General features: G+C 74.6%; 16 protein-coding genes. 7 read left to right on the top strand and 9 right to left on the bottom strand.

The window, feature by feature from the left end:
- Positions 1-33 precede the first annotated feature (33 nt).
- On the top strand, positions 34-1,710 hold the full coding sequence (locus SLAV_RS37350) for a CocE/NonD family hydrolase (RefSeq protein WP_234333492.1): 1,677 nt from the start codon (positions 34-36) through the stop codon (positions 1,708-1,710).
- On the opposite strand, the gene SLAV_RS37345 is transcribed toward SLAV_RS37350, so the two are convergent.
- The 9 genes from SLAV_RS37345 to SLAV_RS37305 form a co-directional block, all read right to left on the bottom strand.
- Complete coding sequence (locus SLAV_RS37345) at positions 1,675-2,754, bottom strand: glycosyltransferase family 2 protein (protein ID WP_030227691.1); 1,080 nt, start codon at positions 2,752-2,754, stop codon at positions 1,675-1,677. The genes SLAV_RS37350 and SLAV_RS37345 overlap by 36 nt on opposite strands.
- A 56-nt stretch (positions 2,755-2,810) precedes the next feature.
- On the bottom strand, positions 2,811-4,043 hold the full coding sequence (locus SLAV_RS37340; RefSeq protein WP_030227693.1) for an ATP-grasp domain-containing protein: 1,233 nt from the start codon (positions 4,041-4,043) through the stop codon (positions 2,811-2,813).
- Positions 4,036-4,740 carry a PIG-L deacetylase family protein gene (locus tag SLAV_RS37335; RefSeq protein ID WP_030227697.1) on the bottom strand — a complete coding sequence of 235 codons (705 nt, stop codon included), beginning with the start codon at positions 4,738-4,740 and terminating at the stop codon, positions 4,036-4,038. The genes SLAV_RS37340 and SLAV_RS37335 overlap by 8 nt, the downstream gene beginning before the upstream one ends.
- On the bottom strand, positions 4,737-6,764 hold the full coding sequence (locus SLAV_RS37330; protein WP_030227700.1) for an NAD-dependent epimerase/dehydratase family protein: 2,028 nt from the start codon (positions 6,762-6,764) through the stop codon (positions 4,737-4,739). The genes SLAV_RS37335 and SLAV_RS37330 overlap by 4 nt, the downstream gene beginning before the upstream one ends.
- Positions 6,765-6,848: 84 nt before the next feature.
- On the bottom strand, positions 6,849-7,598 hold the full coding sequence (locus SLAV_RS37325; protein ID WP_030227702.1) for a hypothetical protein: 750 nt from the start codon (positions 7,596-7,598) through the stop codon (positions 6,849-6,851).
- 7 nt (positions 7,599-7,605) lie between these two features.
- Positions 7,606-8,640, bottom strand: coding sequence for an arginine beta-hydroxylase, Fe(II)/alpha-ketoglutarate-dependent (gene vioC / locus SLAV_RS37320; RefSeq protein ID WP_030227704.1), 1,035 nt, complete (start codon positions 8,638-8,640; stop codon positions 7,606-7,608).
- 291 nt (positions 8,641-8,931) lie between these two features.
- Positions 8,932-10,773, bottom strand: coding sequence for an amino acid adenylation domain-containing protein (locus tag SLAV_RS37315; RefSeq protein ID WP_234333493.1), 1,842 nt, complete (start codon positions 10,771-10,773; stop codon positions 8,932-8,934).
- 5 nt (positions 10,774-10,778) lie between these two features.
- Positions 10,779-11,939: a capreomycidine synthase gene (vioD, locus tag SLAV_RS37310; protein WP_030227708.1), complete on the bottom strand. Its 1,161-nt coding sequence runs from the start codon at positions 11,937-11,939 to the stop codon at positions 10,779-10,781.
- Positions 11,936-13,354 carry a KamA family radical SAM protein gene (locus tag SLAV_RS37305; RefSeq protein WP_051840532.1) on the bottom strand — a complete coding sequence of 473 codons (1,419 nt, stop codon included), beginning with the start codon at positions 13,352-13,354 and terminating at the stop codon, positions 11,936-11,938. Before SLAV_RS37305 ends, vioD begins: the two co-directional genes overlap by 4 nt.
- A 578-nt stretch (positions 13,355-13,932) precedes the next feature.
- Between SLAV_RS37305 and SLAV_RS37300 the strand changes: the two genes are divergently transcribed.
- From SLAV_RS37300 to SLAV_RS37280, 6 genes are all read left to right on the top strand, one after another.
- Positions 13,933-14,472 carry a hypothetical protein gene (locus SLAV_RS37300; protein ID WP_037686691.1) on the top strand — a complete coding sequence of 180 codons (540 nt, stop codon included), beginning with the start codon at positions 13,933-13,935 and terminating at the stop codon, positions 14,470-14,472.
- 69 nt (positions 14,473-14,541) lie between these two features.
- Complete coding sequence (locus tag SLAV_RS37295; protein ID WP_030227714.1) at positions 14,542-16,275, top strand: carbamoyltransferase family protein; 1,734 nt, start codon at positions 14,542-14,544, stop codon at positions 16,273-16,275.
- Entirely contained in the window at positions 16,272-18,110 is a 1,839-nt protein-coding gene (locus SLAV_RS37290; protein WP_078950200.1) for a condensation domain-containing protein, read from the top strand. Before SLAV_RS37295 ends, SLAV_RS37290 begins: the two co-directional genes overlap by 4 nt.
- A 33-nt stretch (positions 18,111-18,143) precedes the next feature.
- Positions 18,144-18,266, top strand: a complete 123-nt coding sequence (locus SLAV_RS43285; RefSeq protein ID WP_256462234.1) for a hypothetical protein — start codon at positions 18,144-18,146, stop codon at positions 18,264-18,266.
- On the top strand, positions 18,263-19,954 hold the full coding sequence (locus SLAV_RS37285) for an ABC transporter transmembrane domain-containing protein (RefSeq protein ID WP_030227719.1): 1,692 nt from the start codon (positions 18,263-18,265) through the stop codon (positions 19,952-19,954). The genes SLAV_RS43285 and SLAV_RS37285 overlap by 4 nt, the downstream gene beginning before the upstream one ends.
- Entirely contained in the window at positions 19,951-21,855 is a 1,905-nt protein-coding gene (locus SLAV_RS37280) for an ABC transporter ATP-binding protein (protein ID WP_078950201.1), read from the top strand. The genes SLAV_RS37285 and SLAV_RS37280 overlap by 4 nt, the downstream gene beginning before the upstream one ends.
- Positions 21,856-21,867: the final 12 nt, after the last annotated feature.

The raw sequence follows: 21,867 nt of genomic DNA, 5'->3' as shown, positions 1-21,867 counted from the left end.
GTCCTGATGGAATATGGGCGGGTGAATATTGTCGTGGAACACGATCTGAAGATATCCATGCGTGACGGCACGTTATTGAGCGCCGATCTCTACCGGCCCGTGACCGACGCGCCGGTGCCGGTGCTGGTGCGCCGGACGCCCTACGGGAAATCGGGCGGCAGCCCGGGCGGCGCCTCCGTCGACGGACTGCGCCTGGTCCGCGGGGGCTACGCCCTGCTGGTGCAGGACGTGCGCGGCCGGTTCGCCTCCGGCGGCGCCTTCGAGCCCTACTGGCACGAGGCGGCGGACGGCGCGGACACGGTCGCCTGGGCGGTGGAGCAGTCGTGGTGCGACGGCACGGCAGGCCTGTTCGGCCGCTCCTACGAGGCGATGGCCGCTCTGCTCGCCGCGGCCGAACGCCCTCCCGGGCTCGGTGCGATCGCCCCGCACGTGGCCGGTTCCGGCTTCGACGAGGGCTGGACGCGCCAGGGCGGTGCCTTCCAGCTGGGCTTCGTCCTGTACTGGGTGCTCTACGACCTGCTGCTGGACGGGGCCGGGCTGACGGGGGCCGATCTGGCGGAGGTGGCCGATGCCGTCGACCGGATCGAGGAGCTCTACCGGGACCCCGGCGCCGCGACGGACCTGCTGGACCGGCTGGCCCCGTACTACCGCCAGTGGCGGGCGCACCCGGACGGCGCCCCCTACTGGCGGCGGGCCGCACCCCGCGCGTCGTATCCGGCGATCGAGGTACCGGTGCTCCACCTCACCGGCTGGTACGACATCTTCCTCGCGGGCGCCCTGGAGAATTACCGGGGAATGCGGAATTTCGGCACCCCGTCGCGTCTGGTGGTCGGCCCGTGGTCCCATTGCGTCACCGGCGGCATTTTCCCGCAGCGCCGTTACGGGCTCGCCGCCGATGAACGCGAAATCGATGTGACCGGGATGCACCTGGACCATTTCGACCGGTACCTGGGGCGCCACGGCGCCGGGGTACGGGCCGGCGGGACCGGCTCCGACTCCAGCTCCGGCTCCGGCTCCCGCTCCCGCTCCCGCTCCGGGGACGACGGGCCGGTCCGGCTGTTCGTCACCGGCGCCGACGCGTGGCGCTCCTTCTCCGACTGGCCCGTCCCCGGGACCCGGGACCTCGTCCTGTACCTCCGCGGCCGCGGTCTGACGCCCGGCCCCGCCCCGCGGGAACCGGGGGCCGACCGGCTGCGCCACGATCCCGCCGACCCGGTTCCCACGACCGGCGGCGCGACCGCCCTGCCGGGCCAGTTCACCGGGGGCGACTGCGGTCCGCTGGACCAGCGCGAGGTCGAACAGCGCTCCGACGTCCTGTGTTTCACCGGCGAGCCGCTCACTGCGCCGCTGACCGTCATCGGCGACACCGTCCTGACGGTGTACGTGACCCCGGACGCGGCGGGCGCCGACGTGACCGGCAAGCTCGTCGACGTCCACCCCGACGGGCGGGCCGAGCTGCTGTGCGACAGCGTGCGCCGCCTGGCTCCGGGGGCGGACGGCTCGTCCGCCCCCGGCGGGCCGGTGGAGGTCACCGTCGCGCTGGGCGCCGTCGGCCACGTCTTCCGCGCGGGCCACCGGATCCGGCTGGAGGTCGCGGCGAGCAACACGCCACGTTTCGACGTCCACCCGCCCGTCCTCGCCCACCACACCGTCCACCACGGCGGTGACCATCCCTCACGCCTGCTGCTGCCGGGCCTGTCCGGCGGCTGACCGGGGGCCCGGGCCGGCGGCGTCCGGGTGGAAGACCGACAGGTCGGCCACCTTCTCGATCCGCCGGCCCGCCTCCCAGTGGGCCCGCCGCAGCCGCCGCACCTGAGCGCCGGTCAGCTTGGTGCTGTGCTGGGGGATCGAGCGCACCATCCGCGCCCGTTTGGCCGCGGCGGGGTAGCGCTCCCGCACCTTGTACGGGTCGTTGAGCAGGTGGTGGGCGGTGCCCGTGTGGAAGGCCGCCTTCAGGAGGGCGTAGTAGGCCGCCGCGCCCACGCCCTTGTCGCGGGCGCAGTGCACCAGGGTCCGTGACGCCTCGAACAGCCGCCACGCCACCGGCACCGCCGGTGTGGTGAACACCCCGGTCTCCTGTGCGATGCCCTCGCCCACGCCGTAGCGGAAGTAGCTGCGCATGTTGGCGAAGCCGTGCTGGGCGTCGTGGAAGATGCGTGCCTGCGGCAGGTACACCACGGGGATGCCCGCGAGCTGGAGCCGGAAGTCGAACTCGCGGTCCTCGCACCAGTGGATCAGCTCGTCGAAGTGGTAGCCGCCGATGTGGTCGACGATGTCGCGGTTGTAGATCAGCGGCGGGGACAGCGCGCTGACGTAGTCGCCCTCGTCGAACTCCCTCACCCTGGCCGTCAGTTTGCTGAGCACCCCGTCCGACTCCCCGTACACCACCTGGCCCTTGACCACCGGGTCGGTGAGCACCGCGCGGACCATGGCGCGGACCACGCCGGGGGCGAAGGTGCAGTCGGAGTCCATGAGCAGGAGGTACTGCCGGTCGGTGGCGGCGGCCCCCGCGTTGTAGGCGGCGCCCAGGTTGCCGACGTCCTCGATCTCGGTGACGGTCAGCGGGCGCGGGTGCTCGGCGATCAGTTTCAGCACGGCGTCGCTGGGTCCGTTGAGAGCCAGGACGATCTCGACGTCCTCGTCGATCGAGGCGATGCAGTCGGCGATGCGCAGGTCGTCGCGCAGCGCGATGACCACGCCGGTGCGGGCGATGCCCTTGTCGACGTCCGTCTCGTCCACCGGGTCGGTGGCCATGTGTCTCCCCTTCGTCTTCGTCACGTTCGGATGCGTACGGTCCGCCTGCCGCGCGGTCACCGGGATCCGGCCTCGAACCGCACGGGCAGGGCGCGCAGGGTGCGTTCGGCGATGGCCTCGGCCTCCGCCGGGCGTGCGGCGTGGGCGATCACCCCGCCGAGGACGTCGGCGCCGCCTCGGTACGGCGGCACGACGGTGCCCGGTTTCAGTTCGAGTCCCCAGAACACGTCGTGCACCCCGCTGCGGCGGGCGATGTCCCTCGGGTCGCCGACCCACGCGACGACCCCGCCGTCCGCGGGGACGAACCGCTGGACCACCGCGCGGCTGTGCCGGGGCACCAGTTCGGCCGGTTCCAGCGGACGTCCCAGGGCCAGCCTGACCAGGTTCGGCAGCGGGTCCACTCCGGTCGCCAGCCGCATCACCTCGGTCGCGATGCGGGCCCCGGTGATCCTGCAGGTGATCTCCAGGAGGATCACCCGGCCGTCGCGCGTGCGCAGGATGTCGGTGTTGATCACCGCGGGGTCCAGGCGCAGGGCCCGCGCCCCGCGCCGCACCACGTCGGTGACCTCGTCGATCTGCTCGTCGGTCAGCCGGCTCGGTAGGGTGTCGCCGCCCTCGAAGAAGTGCGGCGCGAAGCGCTCCTTGTTCCCGTACTCCCGGTCGGCGAAGCCGAACCGGTGCAGCTCGCCGTCGGTCATGAAGGCCGCCAGGGTGTGCTCGGTGCCCTCCAGGAACTCCTCGACCACGATCCGGCCGCCGGGGCTGAGCCGCAGCGCCTCCTCGGCCAGGGCGCGCACCTGCCCGGCCGACTCCGCCTTGAGCACGCCCAGCGATCCGGTCCGGTCGCATGGTTTGACGACTACGGGCAGGCCGATGTCGGCGGCCGCCCGCACCGCCTCGCCGACGCCTTCGGCGACGGCGAAGCGGGGCAGGTCCAGTCCGGCCGCGCGCAGGATCCGCAGGCGGCGGTCCTTGAGCGTGCAGTCGAGGGCCGTCTCCAGCGGCAGGCCCGGGCAGCCGAAGTGCCGCGCGAGGGTGCTGATCACCGGCGGGTTGTCCGCTCCGAGGGAGAACACCCCGTCGATCCGGTCCAGGCCGGCGGCCGACAGCCGCGCGAGCACCGCCGCCGCGTCGTCCGGGTCGCAGTCGAGGAGGACGTCCGCGGCGGCGCGGGCCCGGTCCGTGGGACGGTCCGTCACCACGACCAGCTCCCGTCGGGGGGAGCGCAGGCCCGCCAGGGAGTGGTCCATTCCGGAGCCGAGCCCGCAGACCAGGAGGCGGTCAGTCACGGTCGCCTCCCCCCGCGCCGGGGGCCGGCGCGGCGCCGAGGGCCAGTACCTGGAACACCTCGGCGTGTCCCGAGCCCTTCGAGAGCGCGCCCCGGTAGCGGGCCAGGCCGCGGATGCCCTCGTCCCAGGCGGCGTGCCGCAGCTGGGAAACGTACGCGCGCATCGCCTCGACCTTGGTCTCGATCTGCCCGTCGATGTCCTCGGCGTACTGGAAGCGCGCCATCGGCGCCCACACCTCGTAGCCGAGCACCAGCCCGGGGGCGGGCATCGGCCGGCCGCCCGTCTCCTGGAAGAACTCCGACCCGGCCATCCACAGCGCCTCGACGGTGAGCCGGTGCACCATGCGGTGTTCGACGTCGTCGTCGTTGTCGTGCGGCAGGTACACCACCTGCGGCCGCACCTCGCGCAGCACGCGGACGAGGTCCAGGTGGACGCGGCGGGAGAGGACGAAGTCGCGCGAGGGTTCGTCGAAACGGATGCAGCGGTGCACGCCCAGGGCCTTCGCGGCCGCCTCGGTCTCGGCGGCGAAGGCGGCGTCGCTCACCGAGTCGTCGAGGGCGCTCCGCTCGCGTCCGATGACGATGACGACCGTCACCCGGGCTCCGTCGCGCACGTGTTTGGCGATGGATCCGCCGCAGCCGATGACGTCGTCGTCGGGGTGGGGGGCGACGACCAGGACGTCGGTGACCGCGCTCATGCGCCCGCCCCCGGCGTCTCGCCGGCCCAGGATGCCCACTGGCCGGTCAGCGCGGCGCCCTCGGAGAACGGGACGCGTGCCGTGAAGCCCAGGATCCGGCGGGCCTTGTCGTAGTCGGCCCGGGCCGTCGAGCGGTACAGCTCCAGTTCCCACTCGGCCACCGGCTCCCCCGGCTCCGCCGCCGCGGTGTCCAGGCCGCGCAGGGCCCGGACGGCGTCGAAGAAGGTGCCCCAGCGCAGCTCCTCGGCGTGCCCGACGAGGAACCGCTCGCCGGCCGCCGCCGGGGTGTCCACGGCCAGGAGGACGGCGTCGGCCAGGTCGTCGACGTACACGGCGTTGCAGGCCCCGCCCCCGTCGCCCGTCGGGAGCTGCGCGAAGTCGCCCGCGGGGCGGCGCAGCTGGGCGGTGGTCCACTGGCCGCCCCACGGGCCGTGGACCACTCCGGGCTGGAGCACCACCGTCTCCAGCCCGTCGCCGTGGGCGTCCCTGACGAGCCGCTCCGCGGCCAGTTTCTGCTGTTCGTACTCGCGGTCGGCGGGGTCGGCCGGGCGGGCTGCCGAGTCCTCGGTGAGGGCTCCTTCGACGGCGGGGTCGTACACGTCGACGGTGCTCAGGTGCACCACGCGCCGGACGCCGGCGGCCCGCGCGGCGGCCAATACCCCGGAGGTGCCCTCGACGGAGGCGGCCCAGCGCGCGGCCTCGTCACCGGAGCTGCCGAAGGCGCAGTGCACGACGGTGTCGCAGCCCTCGAACGCGGCGCGCAGCGCGGCGGGGTCCAGCAGGTCGGCCTGGCGGAACTCCAGCCGGTCCTGCGGCAGTACGGAGAGCCGGGCCGCCCGGCCGAAGCCGCGCACCACGGGCCGGACCCGGGCTCCGGTGCCGAGGACCAGCCGTTCGACGAGGCGGCCGCCGATGAACCCGCTCGCGCCGGTGACGGCCACGGTGCGGCCGGCGAGCGCGGGGCCCCCGGCGGCGGCGCCGCTGCCGCGCGTGGTCCAGGGCTGCGCGGAGCCCTCGCGGACGGCGGCGCCGTAGCAGGCCTGTATGAGCTCCACGACGCGTACGCCGTCCCGCGCGGTGGAGTGCACGGGGGCCGTCCCGCGTACCGCGGCGGCGAAGTTGGCGAGCTGCTCGGTGAAGAGCAGCTCCCATTCGCCCTGGGCGGGGGCGACGGCGTCCACGTCGCCGCGGTGCAGTTCCACCCCGTCCGCGGTGACCAGGGTGCACTCCCCCGCCGGGAAGTCCGTGCCGATGGTGACGGTCGCCCGGGTGCCTGTGACGCGGCAGCGGATGCCCAGGTCGCGCAGGCGGCTGAAGTCGCAGTGCACGTCGGTGGCGCCGAACCGCAGGTGGGCGGAGGCGTCGGTCTCCACCCCGCCGAGGGAGTTGTCCTCGTAGCGCACGACCTCCGCCTCGGGGCCGAGCCACCACAGCAGGGTGTCGAAGACGTGGGAGGCGGTGTCGGTGAGCACCCCGCCGCCGGCGAGGCGCCGGTCGAACATCGACCAGGAGACCGGCTCGTGGGCGTAGGGGTGGCCCTCCGACCATTCGACGCGCACCACCTCGCCGAGGTCGCCGTCGTCGATGAGCCGCTTGACCCAGGCGTAGGCGGGGAAGAGCCGCCGCGGGTGGGCCATGGCCAGCACCGGCGCGCCGTCGGCCGCGGCGGCGGCCAGCAGGGCCTCGGCGTCGGCGACCGTGGTGGTCATCGGCTTCTCCAGCAGGACGTGCTTGCCCGCCGCCAGCAGCGACCGGACGATCGGCGCGTGCAGGGTGTGGGGGGCGACCACCACGGCCGCGTCGAACGCGTCCGCCGCGTCGGCCGGGTCGGTGGCGAGCAGCACCGCGTCGGCGTCGGTGCCGCCGAGTTCGCGGTACAGGGCCAGGGCGGCCTCGGCTTGGAGGGGGTCGCGGTCGATGAGGGCGGTCAGCCGCACGTCCCCCTTGAGCGGGGGCAGGGCGGGCAGGTGGCAGCCGCGGGCGGCAGCGCCGCATCCGACGATCGCGAGGCGTACGGGAGTCATGGCTCTCCAGGGTTCGTCGTGGTTCGTCGTGGTTCGTCGTGAGGGGGCGGGGGTACCGGGCGCGCGGCCCGGCCCGCCGCCCGGTCAGGGCGTGGGGAGTCCTGCGGGGTGGTGGACCCACACGTTGGGCTCGGTGTAGGTGCCGTAGCCGTCCTCGGTGACGCGCAGCGGCACGAGGGCTCCGGGCAGGGGGTGGTCGCCGGGTCCCGGCAGCGGGTGGCCGAGGAACTCCTCCCACCGGTGCACCGGCTGGCGGATCACCAGGGAGTTCTCGGCGATGCCCAGTCGGGTGGCGCCGAGGTCCAGGTGGGTGCGCAGCCAGGGGTCGAAGCAGCTCCCGTCGGGCCGTCGCCAGGCGGCGTAGACGTCGATGGGGATCAGCGGGTAGCGGGGCTTGCGGGTGGGGCGGACCGGGATGACGACTCCGCGCGGGGCGTCCTCGGCGGCCCGCCGCCGGACCTCGCCGAGCAGCAGCTCGGCGAGGCCGGCCGCCCGGTGCCCGGCGTCCACGGACACCGACAGCATGCACACGGCGTCCGGGCGGTCGGGCGGGCCGTGGTCGACGGCCTCCACCAGGACCCCGTCGCTGCCGGACGGCAGCGACGAGGCGCTGCCGTCCCAGCGGATCGGCAGCCCGTTGGCGGCGGCGAGCAGGCGCCCGTCCTCGTCCAGCAGGCACAGCTGGTGGGCCGGGTAGAGGTCGTACATGCCGTGCCAGCGCCAGTTCCCGGGTGACTCCCAGCTCATGTACGCGGGCATGTTGGCGCCGATCAGGGCGTCCACGTCGGACCGTAGCCACGGGTCCCGGGACAGGTCGGTCAGGGTGGGCGGCACCGGGGCGTCAGCCCAGCAGCCGGGTGGCGGACGTGGCCCGCATCTCACGGGAGCGGCGCAGGTCGGATGTGACGCACACCCGCTTGAGCCAGCGGTCGGTGCCGTCGTAGCGGGCCTGGAAGGGGAGCCGGCCGTGCACCGCGCGGTGGTTGTCGATGAACAGCACGTCGCCCTGGTCGGCCACGACCTCCCGCATGCCGGAGTCCACCACCTTGAACAGTGCGTCGTAGGCGCGCCGGGCGTCGGTGTCGTCCTGCGGGACGGAGGTGAAGTACGGGTCCAGGCGCATGTACGGGTCCAGGCGCGAGCCGTAGAGCAGCGGGCCGAGCGGCCGCTCGTCGATCATCCGCTGGATGGTGGCGAACCGGGCCGCCTCCTCCTCGGTGGCGATCGTGTTGTTCTTCGGCAGGTGCGATTCGTCGGGCGCGATGTGGTAGCGCGGCTCGAAGAGGACGTCGATGTCCTCGGCGGACAGCGAGGACAGGTCCAGTTCGCCGACCGTCGTGGGCACGTGGTCGGGGTTGCGCAGGGCGCCGAGGATCAGGTAGTCGCTGCGGTAGGGGTGGAAGGCGTCCTCGGTGTGCCAGGTCAGGAGCTGCTTGCTGCCCATCCCGAGCTGGTCGTTCTCGTGCGAGCGGATCGGGAAGATGTCGTGCACGAGGTGGCCGTCCTGCTGCGTCGCCCATCCGAAGGGCTCGCCGAGCAGCGCCGAGTACAGCATCAGCAGCAGTTCCTCGGGGAACTCCGGGCCGGGGCGGACCCGGCCTCGCCAGTGGTCGGGCGTCGGGCCGATGCGCCGCTGGTCGAAGTCGTGCCCGCGGATCACGGTGTGGCCGTGGCGGTCGGCCAGTTTGAACTCGCGCAGGAAGTCCTGGACTCCCTCGGGCAGCCGGGCCGCGAGCCGCGGCAGGTCGCGCAGGAGGACGGGATCGCCGAAGGACCCGTAGGCGGCGGCGAGTTCGAGGGTGAGCTCCGCGACGGCGGAGGCCTCGGCGGGCGTGAGGCTGTAGCTGGGCGTGGACTGGTCGGTGAGGTTCGACATGCCAACTCTCGCTGATTGGTCGGTGATGGTGGCTGCCCGCGGCCGGCCGGAGCCGGGACCGCGGGCCCTCGGGACGTGCGGTGACGGGCCGGGTGGCGGCTCGTCGGTGGAGCGGGTGCGTGGATGCGCCGCGGCGCGCCGGCGCGTGGGGCGCGGGGGCCGGGGTGCCGTGACGGGCACGCCGTGGACACGGTGTGCCGCGACGTGGGGGCGCGGGTGCTCCCCGGCGCGGGGGTGCGGGTGCACGGGCGCGGTGGCCGTGCGGTGCGCCGGGGCCCCGTGGCGGGGCGGTCAGGTACGGGCGTTCTCGCGGTCGGTGAGGGCTTTCGCCAGCAGCCGGGGCGTCGGGGACGCGAAGAGGGCGCTCGCGCGCAGTCCGGCGGCGGCGGGGTGGGACTCGCGTAGCCGCGCGAGCAGGCGCATGGCGAGCAGGGACTGGCCGCCGTGGTCGAAGAAGTCGTCGTCGGGGCCGAGCCCGGGGGCGTCCAGGACCTCGCGGAAGAGGTCCAGGACGCCGCCCAGGGGGTCCCCCGGACCGGGCCGCGGCGCGCAGGGGACGGGCGGGGCACCGGCCCCGGTTCCGGTTCCGGCCGTCGCCCAGGTGGCCAGCCGGCGCTTGTCGACCTTTCCGTGCGGGTTCTTCGGCAGGGCGGACACCCGGTACAGCACCCGGGGTACCGCCCAGTCCGGCAGCTCCGCCTCCAGCGGCGCCACCAGCGCGTCCCGGTCGGCGCCCGTCAGTCGTTCGGCCCCGCCGGGCAGGGGGGCCGCCGCCGGGTCGGCGGGCACGGTGAAAGCCCACAGGGCGGTGCCGGCCTCCGGATCGGGAAAGATCACCGCCTGGTCGACCCCGGGCACCGCGCACAGGGCCCGCTCCACCCGGGCCGGCTCCAGCCGGTGCCCGCGGATCTTGATCTGGTCGTCGGCCCGGCCGCGGAAGACCAGTTGCCCGTCGGCGTCGATCCGGCCCAGGTCGCCCGTGACGTAGAGGCGGGCGCCGGGCCGGGAGGCCTCCGGGTCGGGTACGAAGCGGCGGGCGGTGGCGGCCTCGTCGTCGAGGAAGCCGCGGGCCAGCAGCGGGCCGCCGATGTGGATCTCGCCGGTCTCGCCGTCCGGTACCCGGCGGCCGTCCCGCCTGATGCTGATCTCGACGTCGCGCAGGGGGGTACCGAGGGGCACCTCCTCGGCGTCGTCCGGCAGCAGGCCGGTGTAGAAGGTGGAGCTGACGGTGCATTCGGTGAGCCCGTACACGTGGGCGAGCCCGGCCGGCTGCCGTGCCTGCCACGCGCGGTAGGGCCGTGGGTCCATCCGTTCACCGCCCACGACCACCGTGCGCAGGGCCGCCGGGGTCGTCGTACCGGTGTGCTCCAGCCAGCGGGCGTACTCCAGCCAGTACTGGGTGGACAGTTCGACCACGGTGGTGCGGGTCCGTGACAGGGCGATGTGCAGTTCCTCGGCGTCCAGGGCCCGGCTGTCCTCCCGGCAGACCACGGCCGCGCCGGCGGCGAACGCCGGGAAGACCTCCTCGATCAGCACGTCGAAGCCCAGTGAGGCCACCTGGAGCCAGCGGTCGCGCGGCGTCAGGCCGAGCCGGCCGGCCACCGCGCCCGCGAAGCGGCGCAGGGCGTCCCGTTCGACGACGGTGCCCTTGGGGCGGCCGGTGGAGCCGGACGTGAAGAGCACGTACGCGGCGTCGGACGCGGCGGCCCGCGCCGCGGGGCGCGCCGCCCCCGGCCCCTCGGTCCCGTCCGCCCCTTCGCCGCCGTCCGGAGCGGCCGGTACGTACGCCCCCTCGGGCGCGTGGCCGCCGTCGCCCAGCCATACCGCCGCCGCGGTCCGGTGCACCAGCTCCGCGCGGGCGGCGGGCGGCAGTCGCTCGTCCAGGACGGTGAACCCCGCCCCGGCCTTGAGCGCGGCGAGCATGCCGAGCACGGTGCGCGCCGGATCGCCGAAGGCCAGGCCCACCAGCTCGCCCGGGCGGGCGCCGCGCGCGGCGAGGGAGGCGGCCCAGGCGTCGGTGAGCCGGTCCGCGTCCCGGTAGGAGAGCACCCGGTGCGCGGTGACGAGCGCAGGGGCGTCGGGGTGCTCACGCGCCGAAGCGTCCCACAGGTCGAGCACGTCGGTCCCGGTCACGGCGCTCACCGCCCCGCCGCGCGTTCCCGCAGGAACCGGGAGAGCCCGTCGAGGCCGGCCCGGAAGTCCTCCTGCGGGCCGCCGAAGCCGAGCCGGGCGCCGTGCGGCGCGCCGAAGGCCGTACCCGGCACGAGCAGGGTGCGGTGGCGCTCCAGCAGCTCCAGGCAGAAGCGTTCCACCTCCTGCGGTCCGGCCGCCGCCCGCTCCAGTTCGCGGAAGACCGGCAGTGCGCACACGCCGCCCTCCGGCGGGGTCCAGCGCACCAGCTCCTCGTGCGCGGCCATCCACCCGGTCAGGTGGGCGAGGTTGTGGCGGGCCTCGGCCGCCCGCGCGCCGATCAGCTCGTCGGCGTGGCGCACGGCCCGCTCCGCGACCAGCTCGACCAGCGGCGAGAGGAACAGGGTGGTCCGGTCGCGGAGCGGGAAGGTGGCGGTGAGCAGTTCCTTGGGGGCCACGGCCCAGCCCACCCGCAGGCCCGGCAGGCCGAACGTCTTGGAGAGGGTGCCGTAGGACACGGTGTCGCCGCCGTCGGCCCCGGGGTCGGCGAGCACCTCCCAGCGGTGGGCGATCTCGGCGGTGGCGGCGTCCCAGACGAGGACGGCGCCGGTCGCCGCCGTCCGCTCCTTCAGGGCCCGCAGGCCCTGCGGGGAGAGCGTGACCCCGGTGGGGTTGTGCGGGAAGTTGACGATGACGGCCGCGGTGCCGGGGGTGACCAGCCCGGCCAGCACGTCGGGGTCGATCTCGCCGTCGCGCACCGCCCGCCCCGGAAGCACGGCCACGTCGCAGCCCGCCGCCCGGGGGTAGTGGCCCAGCGAGTGGTAGATGCCCTCCTGGACGACCACCCGGTCGCCCCGGTGCAGCAGGGCGTTCAGCGTGAGCGCGATGGCCTCGCTGGAGCCGTGGGTGACCAGCACCCGGTCGGCGTCGCCGCCGGCGTACCGGTCGGCGATGGCCCGGCGTACGCCCTCGCCGCCCTGGGAGACGCTGTCGTCCATGACGACCGCGTCGAGGTCCGCGGCCGGGATCCGGCACACGTCGCGTATCTCGGCGAAGCTGTACGGGTGGACCCCGCTGGAGCTGATGTCGTGGATGTCCGGGCCGAGGTGGCGGCGGTACCACTCCTCCAGCACCGGCGGGTCTTCGCGCCGTGGACGCAGGCTGCTCATGGCTGTGCGACGGTCCCTTCTGTGTCCCCGACGGTTTCCCGCCACCAGCGCTGCCCGGAGAGCGGGAGCGTGTCGATGGGGTCGTAGTAGTGGTACGAGCCGCTGTGGGCGTCCGGATCCGCCGCCTCCAGCGGGGTGAGGTAGCTCTTGCTCCAGTGCGACACCCCGAGCTCGCGGTCGTAGGAGTCGGTCTGGTCCACCCAGCGCTTGCCGGCCATCGGTACGTCGCACACGATGCGCGGGGTGGCGAAGCCGGGCAGGTAGCCCATGATCTGACGCTGGATCAGCTGCGCCCGGTGCAGCGGCACCCGCCAGTGCTCGGCGTTCGGGATCATGTCGCACATGTAGAAGTAGTACGGGGTGATGCCGGCGTGATCGGCGAGCGCGAAGCACAGGTCGAGCAGATCGTGCGCGCTGTCGTTGACACCGCGCATCAGCACGCCCTGGTTGCGCACGTCGTGCAGGCCGGCGCCGAGCAGGTCCCAGGCGGCACGGGCCACGGCGGGCGTCACCTGCTGCGCGGCGTTGGCATGGGTGTGCAGGGCGATGCGCACCCCGCGGGAGCGGGCCTTGCGGGCGAGGCGCTCGACGCCCTTCAGCACCGGGCCGGAACTCCAGTACTGGGGCAGTCCGATCAGCGCCTTGCTGGCGAGCCGGATGTCGCGGATCGCGTCGATGTCCAGCAGGCCGTCCACGAAGCCCTCCAGCTTCGGCCACGGCAGGTTCGCCAGGTCGCCGCCGGAGACCACCACGTCCCGGATCCCGGGAGAGGCGCGCAGGTGCTCCAGGATCCGCTCGGCCCGGTCGGCCGGCTTGAGCAGGAGCCTGTTCTTGGTGACCTGGGGGGTGGAGTTGCCCACCAGGTCCATGCGGGTGCAGTGCCCGCAGTACTGCGGGCAGGTGGAGAGCAGTTCCGCCAGCACCTTGGTGGGGTACCGGTGGGTGAGCCCCTCCACCACCCACATGTCCTGCTCGTGCAGCGAGTCCCGGCTGGCCATCGGGTGCGAGGGCCAGCGCGGGTGCCGGTCGGAGAACACCGGCAGCATGTAGCGGCGCACGGGGTCGTCGTGGAAGGCCTTCGTCAGCTCGCCGGGACGGGCCGCGGGCGCCTCGGGAGCCATGGTGTTGATCATCTGGGGCGGCAGCAGGACCGACATGGTGGCGCGGTGCAGCCGGTCCCGTTCCCAGTCCTCGTAGAACTCCTCGTCGAGCAGGTCGCCGACGACCGCACGCAGTCCTTTCGCGTTCTTGACGCAGTGGGCGCGCTGCCACTGCGGGTCCGTCCATTCGGTCTCGGTAACGTCGCGCCACCCGGGGAAACGCCGCCAGTCCGGTTCCACGAGCGGGCTGCTGCGGTAGTCGTAGACGCCTTCGAGAGCCGCTGATTCCGTCTGGCTGCGTGCTGTGTCCGCCAACCCGCCACCCATTCCCGTCGGTTTCGGCCGTATCGCCTGACAGGAACCGATCTTGCAGAGCGGCGGCGTTGTACACGAGGGCAGGTTGTACGGGGCGCCAAGAGGTTGCACCCCTGTACAACGTGGCGCCGTAGGCGGAGATTTGTACGGGGCGCACGGTGGTAGTGACCTTGTACACGCGAGGTTGTGCGACGGAAAGCGGAACGGCGGGGACGACTCAGGGGCGACTACGAGGTAAGGGCAACCTAATTCGGTCGATCCCGCGTCTCAAGTGGCCGGATTCCTCGACTGCCGATTGATCGATATGTCACTGGCATGTACCAATGTCCGAGAGGTCCGGTGCGGTGCTTTCCCGCCGCCTCCGGCCCCTCACAACCAGTTGTCGCCGGCCCACCGTGCGGCACCGACCGGGTTGTACGGCACGACGGAACATGCGCTTCGCTCGACACCATCGATCCCAGGGGAGAAGCATGCCCAGGCCAGAGCGTTTATTGGACCCCACAGCCGGACCGCTGGAGGAATTCGCCCATGCCCTGCGCGGACTACGGAGGCAGGCCGGGAACCCCTCGTACCGCACCATGGCGAAAAGCGCCCACTACTCCGTGGCCACGCTGTCGGAGGCGGCCCGCGGACTGCACAAACCCTCGTTGAAGGTGACGCTCGCCTACGTGGCCGCGTGCGGCGGCGACCCCGAGTCGTGGAGCCGCCGCTGGCACCTCCTCAGCCGTGAACTGGAAGGAAGCGACAGGCTCGCCCGGGGCCAGCCGCGGAACTCCGGCCCGGTGCCGGCCGCCGCGGGCGTGACCCGACGCCTCGCACCCGGTGTGCCCGCCGCCGCGGACCGCCCGGCCGGTCCCGCCCCCGGGCCCCGCGCCGCGACGCCCCGCCGGGCGGCCTCCCCCCGTCCCGTCCCCTCGGGCGCCCCCGCGCGGCGCTCCGGCGCGGACAGGCTGACCCCCGACGAACGGGCCGAACTGCGGCGGCTGCGCACCGAGGTCGAGCGGCTGCGGCACGCCAACGCGGTGCTGAAGGCCGCCTCGGCGATCTTCGCCGCGGATCTCCGCACAAACTCCGAGGTCGTGTACAACCCGCCGGACCGACAAGATCCGTTGGTGTGACCGGACGCCGAGCGCCCCGCGTGGCCCGAGGCGGAACCGGCGGAACCCGACCGACCTTTGGGGACTGACATGCGTGTGCTCGGAGTCAACGGCTGGCCCGGCGCCAGCCACGACGGTGCCGCCTGCCTCGTCGTGGACGGCGAAGTCATCGCCCTGGCCGAGGAGGAACGCTTCACCCGTCACAAGCACGCCTACGGAGAGGCGCCGCTCCACGCCGCTGCCCACTGCCTCGCACAGGGCGGTCTCACCCTGGACGACATCGACGTCGTCGCCCACGGGTGGGACCTGCCCACCCTCTTCGCCGACCGCGGCCTGGACTGGTTCGACAGCGACGCCGACGCCCTGGAACACCTGCTGCCCAGGGCCCTGTTCCCGCGCCGCCGCGACCCGCGCCTGACGTTCGTCGGCCACCACATCGCCCACGCCGCGAGCGCCTACCACCTCTCGGGGCGCGAGCGCGGCGCGATCCTCGTCCTGGACGGCCAGGGCGAGAACGAGAGCACCACCCTCGCCGTCGGCATCGACGGGGGGATCAAGACGCTGCGCGCCCACAGCCCCGGCTGGTCGCTCGGCTACTTCTACGCGGCCGTCTGCGAGTACGCCGGCCTCGGGGCCGACGCCGCCGGCAAGATGATGGGCCTGGCCTCGTACGGCACTCCCGGCGACCTCACCTTCGGCGGCGCGCTCGGCTTCACCGACGAGGACTTCACCGTCGGCATCGTCCCGCCCGGGCTGCGTTCCGTCGGCGGCACGGACGAGGAGACGGCCACCATCCGGTACTGGCTGGAGCACCTGGAGAAGACCCTCCCGGACGGCCCCAACCGCCGGGTGCGCCGCTTCGACCCGCGCACCGGCCGCCACACCAAGGTGACCGCCCGGGACCCGTACGCGTACCGCGACATCGCCGCCACCGCGCAGGCGGCCCTGGAACGGGCCGTCATGGGCCTGGTCCGCGGCCTGCTCCGGGAGACCGGTGAGAGCACGCTGCTGATCGCGGGCGGGGTCGGCTTCAACGCCACCCTCAACGGCAAGATCATGCGGATGCCCGAGGTCCGGGACCTCTTCGTCCAGCCGCTCGCCGGGGACCAGGGCGTCTCGCTCGGCGCCGCGGTCTGGGTCGCCGCGCAGGAGGGCGACCGGATCCGGCCCATGACCGGCTCGGTCGCCTGGGGGCCCGAGTGGACGCCCGACGAGATCCGCCACGTCCTGGAGGCCACCGGCACCGCCTACACCGAGCCCGTGGACATCGCCGCCGCCACCGCCGGGGTACTGGCAGGTGGCGGGGTCGCCGGCTGGTTCCAGGGCCGCGCCGAGGGCGGGCCCCGCGCGCTGGGGCACCGGAGCATGGTGGCCGTACCCGACCCGGAGTCCACGCGGGACCGGGTCAACGTCCGCATCAAGGACCGTGAGGCGTGGCGGCCTTTCGCCCCCAGCATGCACGAGGAGGCCGCCGAAGCCCTCATCGGCACCACCACCCCGCTGCCGTACATGATCGTCACCACCCCGGTGACGGAGGCCGGCGCGGCGGCCATGCCTGCCGTCGTGCACAGCGACCTCACCACCCGGCCGCAGACCGTCTCCGCGGCCGTCGATCCGCTCTACCACCGCCTCATCGGGGAGGTCGGCGGGCACACCGGTACCGCGGTCGTCATGAACACCTCGTTCAACGGCCCTGACGAACCGGTCGTGTGCAGCCCGCGCGACGCCCTCGCCACGTTCCACCGGCTGCCCCTGGACGCTCTCGCCCTCGGCCCGTTCCTCGTACGCCGTCCTGCCGGGGCCCTCGGGCAGGGCAACGCGTGAGCGCCCCCGTACGGCGACGGGCCGCCGGGGCGGAGCCGGCGGGCGGCGCGGATCCGACGAGCGGCGCGGATCCGGCGAGCGGGTCGACCCCCGGGTCCGGGGCGGGGCCGGTGGGCGGAGCGGCCGCGCCGGCCCTCCCCGACCCGGCCCCTGCGGCCGGCCCGTCGGCCGAGGAGGTCCACGCCCGGCTCCGGGACTGGCTCGCCGAAGCGGTCCTGGTCCCGGACGCGGATCCGTCCGCCCCGCTGCGCGACCTGGGCGTGGACTCCCTCGACCTGATCCGCACCGCCCGCCGCATCGAGGTGGCCTTCGCCGTACGGGTGCAGTTGCGCGAGCTGTTCGCACCCGGTCTGACCACCGCCCGGCTCGCCGACCTCGTCGCCGAACGGGCCGCCCGGCGCGGCGGTGGCGGAACCGCGCCCCCCGGCACCGCCCACGAGCCGGTCGTCCTCACCCCGTCCCAGGAACAGGCCTGGGAGGAGCAGACGGGCGGACGCGGCCATTGGAACCAGGCCATGCTCTTCACCATGAGGCCGGACATCGACCCGGGACTGTTCGCCGAGGCCGTCCGGCGTCTGGTCGCCTCCCACGCCTCGCTGCGCCTGGCCTTCGAGGAGCCCCCGGCCCGCCGGCCCCGGCAGCGGACGGCCGCCGTCGCCGTCGACGGCCCGCCCGGTGCCGCTCTCGGCGCGGTGCTCGACACCGTCGACGTCCGCGCGCTCACCGGCGCCGGCCTCTCGGCCGCCGTCACCCGGCGGTGCGCCGACGAGCAGGGCCGCCTGGACCCGGGCTCGGGCCGCGTGGCCCGCTTCGTCCGCTTCGACGCGGGGCCCTCGCGCCCCGGCCGGCTGCTGATCGTCGTCCACCAGCTCGCGATCGACATGGTCTCGTGGTCCGTCCTCCTCTCCGATCTGGAGGAGGTCTACACGGCGCTCGAAGCGGGCCGGGACGAGGTGTGGCCGACGGAAGGCACCTCCTACCCGCAGTGGGCACGGGCCCTGGCGGCCCACGCCCGCACCCCCGAGGCGGAGGCGCAGGCCGAGTGGTGGACCGAGGTGGCCCGCACCCCCGCCACGCTGCCCACGGACCGTGAGGTGGCCGATCCGCGCGCCGCGAACACCGCGGCCACCGCGGCCACCCATCGCGAGGAGTTCCCCGCCGACCTCACCGTCCGCCTCCACGCGGTGGCACGGGCCCACCGCGCCCACCCCGGCGACCTGGTCCTGCACGCCCTCGGGGAGGTGCTGGCCGAGCGGCTCGGCGAACCGGCGGTGCGTCTGGACGTCCTGCGCCACGGTCGCGAGGAGACCGTGGGCGACACCCACCTGGCGCGCACCACCGGCTGGTTCACCACCACGGTCCCGGTCCGGCTGGAACCCCTGGGCGGCACCCCGGCCGAACGCCTCGCCCGGACCGTGGGCCACCTCGCCGCGCTGCCCGGCGGGGGTGTGGGCCACGGCGCGCTCGCCCGGCACGGACGGCCGCGCATCGCCGCCGCCCTGCGCGCGGCGCCGCCCAGCGACGTCTCCTTCGACTTCGAGGGCGACGACGTCGGCGCCCTGCCGCTGGGCTCGCTGCTGCGCGAGGTGGCGCCGGAGGAGGTCGGTGACATCACGGCTCCCCACTGGACGCGTCCGCATCCGGTCGAGGTGATCGCCACCACCGACGGCGGGGTGCTGCGCGTCGAGTGGTGGTACTCCACCGCCCTGCACGAGGGGACGACCGTACGCGCGCTCGCCGCCCGCCACCGCTCCGCCCTCACCGCCCTCCTGGACGCCCTGGCCGGACCCGCCCTGCCCGGCGCCGGCGAGGCCCCACCCGCTGACACCCGCTGAACGCCGCACGGACGGACCGGAAGACGCCCTGCCATGACCCTGCCCAGCCCGCCGCTCCCCTGCTCCACCCCGGTCCCCTCGGGCCCGGACCCCTCCGGTCCGGACCGGCCCCCGGCCCTCGGCGCCACGGCCGGCGAGGGGGCCCGGCACCCGTGACCAACCGCCTCTTCGACGCCTCGGTGGCACCCTCCCGCGTGCCCGAGGCGGATGCCCGCGGCCCCTGGGCCTACCTGTGGTGGCTGGTGCGGATCCGCCCCTGGCCGCTGGTCCTCGCCGCCGGCCTCGGCGCCCTGTGGATGGTGCCCCTCGCCCTGGTCCCGCTGGTCATCGGACGGGCCATCGACGAGGCCGGACAGGGCTCCGGGCAGGCCGGGCTCTACCTGTGGTCCCTCCTCGCCCTCGGACTCGGCATCCTCCAGGCGCTCGCGGGCGCCGGTCTCATCCAGGCGGCCGTGGGCGCGGAGGCCCACGCCCTGTCGGTCACCCACCGGGTACTGATGCGGCAGGTCGTCCGGCTCGGTGCCGGCCTGCGCGGCCAGGCCCGGTCCGGGGACGTGGCGGCCTCGGCGGCGGCCGACGTGGCGAGCATCGGGAACGCCTTCGAGGTCCTCGGCCGCACCATCGGAGCGGCCGTCGCCGCCGTCCTGGTGGCCGTCGCCCTCACCGCCACCTCGCCCTTGCTCGGACTGGCCGTGCTCATCGGGGTCCCCGCCGCCGTCCTCGGCATCGGCCCCCTGCTGCGGCCCCTGCAGGCACGCGACGAGGCCCAGCGCGAACAGATGGGCATCGCCACCTCCCAGGCCGGTGACATCGTGGCCGGGCTGCGCATCCTGCGCGGCATCGGCGGCGAAGCCGGCTTCGCCGAGCGCTTCCGGCACACCAGCCAACGGGTGCGCCGGGCGGGCGAGTCCGCCGGCCGGATGGAGGCCTGGATCCAGGCGGCCGGCGTCTTCCTGCCCGGCCTGGTCACCGTCGGCGTGGTCTGGCTCGGCGCCCGCCTCGCGCTGAGCGGTGCCATCACCGCCGGCGAACTCGTCGCGTTCTACGGTGCCTCCGCCTTCCTCACCCTGCCCGTGAGCACGGCCACCGAGGCCGCCGAGACCCTCAGCCTCGCCAAGGTGGCCGCCGGCCGGGTCTGCACCCTGCTCCGGCTGGCCCCCGGGACGGTCCGGCCCGCCCGCCCCGAACCGCTGCCGACCGGACCCCTCCCCCTCGCCGACTCCGGTCTCGGCATCACCGCCGCCGCGGGCCGCCTCACCGTGGTCACCGCTCCCGCCGACCGCACCGGCGTCCTCGCCGAACGCCTCAGCCGGGGCGGCGCCGGCGGCGGCTCCCCCGACGTCCGGCTCGGCGGCGTGCCCCTGGACCGGACCGATCCCGACGGGCTTTCCGCCAGGCTGCTCCACTCCGGGCCCGGCGACGTCCTCTTCAGCGGCACCGTCCGCCAGGAACTGGCCGCCGGATCCGCCCCCTCCGCGGAGGCCGTGGCCCGGGCCCTGTTCGCCGCCGACGCCGCCGACGTCGTCGACGCCCTGCCCGGCGGCCTGGACGCCCGGCTGGACGAGGGCGGCCGCGCCCTGTCCGGCGGTCAGCGCCAGCGTCTCATCCTCGCCCGCGCCCTGCTCGCGGCCCCCGACGTCCTGATCCTGGAGGACCCCACCTCTTCCGTGGACGCCCACACCGAGGCCCGCATCGTCGACCGGGTCGCCGCCCTGCGCGCCGGCCGGACCACGGTGGTCCTCAGCGACAGCCCGCTGTGGCGGGGCGCCGCCGACCACGTGGTCCGACTCGAAGCCCAGGCGCCGTCCGACGGCCCCGACCGCTCCTCAGGAGTGTCCCGATGAACGGCATCCCCACCCGGGCCCCGGCGGCGGGTACGGCCACCGGCCCGGCCGGCGAGCCCTCCGATCGCCCCGGACCCTGCGAGGCCCCCGGAGCCACCGCGACCCCCGACGGCCCCGGCCGGCTGCCGCTCGCGGACCGGGCCGAGGTCCGCGCGTGGAGCGCGGCCTTCCTGCGGGCGGAGTCCCGCCGGCTGGCCCTTACCTTCGCTCTGTTCGCCGCCGCCCTGGTGGCGAGCCTGATCGGCCCCCGGCTGCTGGGTCATCTGGTCGAGTCGGTCAAGAGCGGCACCACCGCCGGCCGGGTCGACGTCCTCGCCCTCGCGTTCGTCGCCATCCTCGCCGGCCACGCCTTCCTCGCCCGCGCGGCCCGCACCCAGGCCACCCTGCTCGGTGAACGCGTGCTCGCCCGCACCCGCGAGACGTTCGTCAGCCGGGTCCTCGGGCTGCCGCTGTCCGAGGTGGAGGCCGTCGGCACGGGAGACCTCCTCAGCCGCGCCACCACCGACGCCGACCGGCTGAACGAGGGCATCCGGCAGGCCGTGCCCCGTATCGCGCTGGCAGCCGTCACGCTGGTGTTCACCTTCGCGGCCATCCTGCTCACCTCGCCGCTGCTCGCCCTCGGCCTCCTCGCCGGCGTACCCTTCGCCGCCCTGTCCACGTGGTGGTACCGGCCGCGCGCCACCCGCGCCTACGAACTCCTGCTCGCCCAGGAGGCCGACGTCCTGGCCGTCACGCACGAGACCGCGCGCGGAGCCGCCACGGCGTCGGCCCTCGGGCTCGGCCCCCGGCAGGTCCGCCGCCACGCCGCGGCCGTGGACCGGGTGGTCAGGACCCGCCAGCGCACCACCTGGCTGCAGACCATCTGGTTCCCCAGCCTGGACCTGGCGACCATGGTCCCGATGGCCCTCACCCTCCTCATCGGCGGCCTCGCCTACCAGCGGGGCGAGGTGGGGCTCGCGGAGCTCACCGCCGTCGTGCTCTACGTCCAGGCCCTCGGCGAGCCCCTGAACGACCTGCTGACCTGGACCGACGAACTCCAGATCGGGAACGCGGCGCTGCGCCGGATCCTCGGCGTCGAACGGCTCCCCCGCGAAGCCCCGCGGCCGCCGGCCGCCACCGACGGCCACTCCATCCGTCTGGAGGCGGTGGGCTTCGGCTACGGGCCGGGCCGCGACGCCTTGACCGGCATCGACCTCGACATCAGGGCCGGTGAACGGCTGGTGGTCGTGGGTGCCTCCGGCGCGGGCAAGTCCACCCTCGGCAAGCTGCTCGCGGGCGTCCACCACGCCACCCGGGGCACCGTGCGGATCGGCGGGGCCGACGTCACCACCCTGCCCGTGGAACAACTGCGGCGGGAGATCGTCCTCGTCACGCAGGAGCAGCACGTGTTCACCGGCACGGTACGGGACAACCTGCTGCTGGCCCAGGGCACGCAGCAGAGCGCCGATGCCTGCCTCACCGCCACGGACGCGCCCCTGTGGCGAGCGCTGGAAAGCGTCCTCCTGGCGGACTGGGCGCGCTCCCTGCCCAACGGGCTGGACAGCGAGATCGGACCGGGCGCCGCTCCGGTCTCCCCCTCGCACGCCCAGCAGCTCGCCCTCGCCCGGCTGCTGCTGTCGAACCCGTTCGCCCTCGTCCTCGACGAGGCGACCGCCCTGCTGGACTCCACCGCCTCACGCCGGGTCGAACGCTCGCTCGCGGCGCTGATCGAGGGCCGCACGGTCATATCGATCGTGCACCGCCTCGACTCCGTACGCGACGCGGACCGCATCGCGGTGATGGACGGCGGCCGGATCGTCGAACTCGGCAGCCACGAAGCCCTCCTGGCCGCCGACGGCGCCTACGCGTCCCTCTGGCGCTCCTGGACCCCGGCGGGCACGAGGAACCGGAGCACGCACTGACACGACTCCCGC

Source organism: Streptomyces lavendulae subsp. lavendulae, assembly GCF_002803845.1.
Taxonomy (GTDB): domain Bacteria; phylum Actinomycetota; class Actinomycetes; order Streptomycetales; family Streptomycetaceae; genus Streptomyces; species Streptomyces lavendulae.
The sequence above is the reverse complement of the archived record's forward strand: the minus strand, read 5'-3'. Positions and strand labels throughout refer to the sequence as shown.